Raw genomic sequence first — 2,888 nt, 5'->3', positions numbered from 1 at the left:
CAAAAGCCCGCCAGGCCGCCTTGCAGCGAGTAGTGGAAGGACATGAAGTGCCGGCCGCCCTCGGTCTGGCGGATGGGGGGCAGCGCCTGGGGGGCACCGCTGGCCGGGTCGAGTGCCGCTTGCAGCACGCCGTCCGGGCCGCGCGCAGACAGCTGCACGGCCTCGCCCGCGCGGGCGGGCAGATCGATCTGCCACTGGCTGGCTTGCGCTGCCCTCTGCTGCAGATAGTCCTCAGCCCAGTGCAAGGCCTGCAGCCGGTCCTGCAAGCCCAGCGCGGCGCCGGGTGGCCCGCTGGCAGGCGCCGCCTGCATCCAGCGCGTGATGGGTTCGCGGAACACGCTCAGGGTGCCGGTCACAAAGATGGCGCAGAGCAGCCAGCCGCAGACCAGGCCGCCCCAGGTGTGCAGCCAGGACATGGTCTGGCGCCACCCTGGCTGGCGGGCCGCACCGGGGACGGTACGGGGCATTTAGAAGCTGCCGCGCAAGCTCAGCTTGACGCTGCGGGGCTCGCCATACCAGTTGCCACTGCCCGAGCTGCCCACGGTCTTGTAGTAGGTCTTGTCAAACAGGTTGTTCAGGTTGAGCGTGGCCGACCAGTGGCGGTCGATGCGGTACTGCAGGCTGGCGTTCCAGACCGCGTAGCCCGCCTGGGTGAACTTGTAGGGGACGCCCTCGCCATCGAACTTGCCGGTGGCCGGGTTGTAGGGGTAGGCGGTGCCACTGGCATAGGTGGTGCTTTGCACGGTCACGCCGCTGCCCACTGTCCAAGGCGAGAAGTCGCCGGGCAGCTGGTAGCTGCTCCAGAGCTTGAGCAGGTGCTTGGGGGTGATGGTGCTGTAGACCAGCTGCGCGGCATCGCTCTTGTTGCGGTTGTGGTTGTAGGTATAGCCGGCAAACAGCTGCCAGCCGCGCGCCAGCTGGCCCGAGATCTCCATGTCCACCCCTTGGCTCACGATCTTGCCCTGGGCGATGTAGCAGCAGCTCAGGCCCAGGTCGCCCACATCGGTGTCGGGGTAGCGCGGGTCGCGTGCGGCCTCACCGGTGCGCTCGATGCGGTAGAGCGCAAAGGCGGTGTTGAGCTTGCCGCCGGCCAGCTCGCCTTTGACACCCAGCTCGACATTGCGCCCCTTGATGGGATCGAGCGGCGTGCCGGGCAGCGGGCCTTGCAGGCTGCTGGCCTGGGATTTGTGGATCTCGGAGACGCTGCCATATGCCGTCCAGCGGTTGTCCAGGTCATAGACCAGGCCGGCATAGGGCGTGAGGATGCCGCTCTCCTGGTAGTAGCTTTTGCCGCTGGAGCGCAGTGAACCATCGGCGTTGTAGTTGAAGTAGGGCGTGACGTTGGAGTAGCTGGCATAGCGCCCGCCCACGATGGCGGTGAGCTTGTCGCTCAGGCTCAGGTTGACGCGGCCATACAGGCCTTTTTGGGTGGCGCCATAGCCGGGGTAGCTGCGGGTCTTGCGCGCGCTGACCGCATGCGGAATCTTGTCGGGGTCGAAGCCGTAGACATTGGTGAGCGACTCGTCCGTCTCCATCTCGGAGTAGTAGGTGTCCTGGTCATCGCGGATCTTGGCCCAGTCGGCGCCCAGCAGCAGCTGGTGGCTGCGGCCCAGCAGCGAGAAGGGGCCGCTGATATTCAGGTCGAGGCTTTTCTTGTCCGAGCGGAAGTCGTTGGAGAAGCCGGTCCAGCTCGCGCCCAGGCCGGTGGCGGGGTCCACGGCACCACTCAGACTGGCCAGGCGGCTGTCGCTGTCCACCTTCTGGTAATTGAGCTGGGCCTTGGCCTTCCAGCCGCCGGCCAGTTGCTGGTCGAGCTGGGCAAACAGCTCCTTGGCGCTTTTGTCGTAGTGGCTCCAACCGGCCATCAGCGCAGTGTTGCGCGGCAGGTGCAGATCGTCGCCATTGGGGGCGCGCGGAATGCCTTCGCGCCAGGGCGTGGCACTGAGCTTGTCGTAGCTGGCACCCAAGCTGAGCTTGGTGTCGCGGCTGAGATCGGCTTCGACAATGCCGTAGAGCAGGCTGTTCTTGGAGTCGGCACTGCGGTAGAAGAAATCCTTGTCGGTGTGGGCCAGCACCGCACGGCCGCGCACGCTGCCATCGCTGTTCAAGGGGCCGGCCACATCCAGCTCCAGCTGTTTGCGGCTCCAGCTGCCCAGGCTGGCCGAGGCCTGGATCTGGCGCTGCGCCGTGGGGCGCTTGCGCACCAGGTTGATGGCGCCACCGGGCTCGCCATTGCCGCTGAACAGGCCGTTGGCGCCGCGCACGATCTGCACGCTGTCGTACATCGCCAGGTTGGGGTCAAACAGCTGCTGGCTGAAGGCATCGACGCTGGCGCCATCGATCTGCACATTGCCAATCTCAAAGCCACGCGAGAGAAAGCGCGTGGCCTGACCGCCCAGACCACCTGCACCGGCGTAGTCCACCGTCACACCGGTCGCCTGCTGCATCACCTCGCCCACGGTGCTCAGCGCCTGGTCCTCGATCAGCTGGTGGGTCATCACGGTGATGGACTGCGGTGTCTCGCGCACATCCTGGCCCTTGCCCAGCGACACGCGCCCGCTGGTGTAGGAGCCGCTGCCTTCGGTGGCCTCGGTGCGCTCGGCCTGGGCGGTGACTAGCACTTCCGGCAAGGTCTGGCTGGCCATAGTGCGCCGCTGCACGCTGATGGCTGCGCCGCTGGCCATGGCCTCCAGATCGCTGCCAGCCAGCACCTGGCTCAGCGCCGCCTGCAGGCTGAGGCTGCCTTGCAGCGCCGGTGCCTGGCGCCCTTGCACCAGGGCGGCATCCACCGAGATGGCCACGCCCCAGGCGCGCGCCAATGCGTTGAGCGCCTGGCCCAGCGGCTGTGCCGGCAGGTTCAGGCTCTGGGTGGCTGCCATGGCCGTCTG

Annotated in this window: 2 protein-coding genes; both read right to left on the bottom strand. The window is 67.1% G+C overall.

Features of this window, described 5'->3' with window-relative positions:
• The coding region (locus tag H928_RS28465) for a PepSY-associated TM helix domain-containing protein (protein ID WP_043340823.1) at positions 1 to 467 on the bottom strand (467 nt) is incomplete at its 3' end.
• The coding region (locus H928_RS0117215; RefSeq protein ID WP_021027620.1) for a TonB-dependent siderophore receptor at positions 468 to 2,888 on the bottom strand (2,421 nt) is incomplete at its 5' end.

The sequence above is a fragment of the Comamonas sp. B-9 genome (assembly GCF_000410635.1).
In the GTDB taxonomy this organism is placed as follows: domain Bacteria; phylum Pseudomonadota; class Gammaproteobacteria; order Burkholderiales; family Burkholderiaceae_C; genus Comamonas.
Note: the sequence above shows the minus strand (reverse complement) of the source record. Positions and strands in the feature narration are given on the sequence as shown.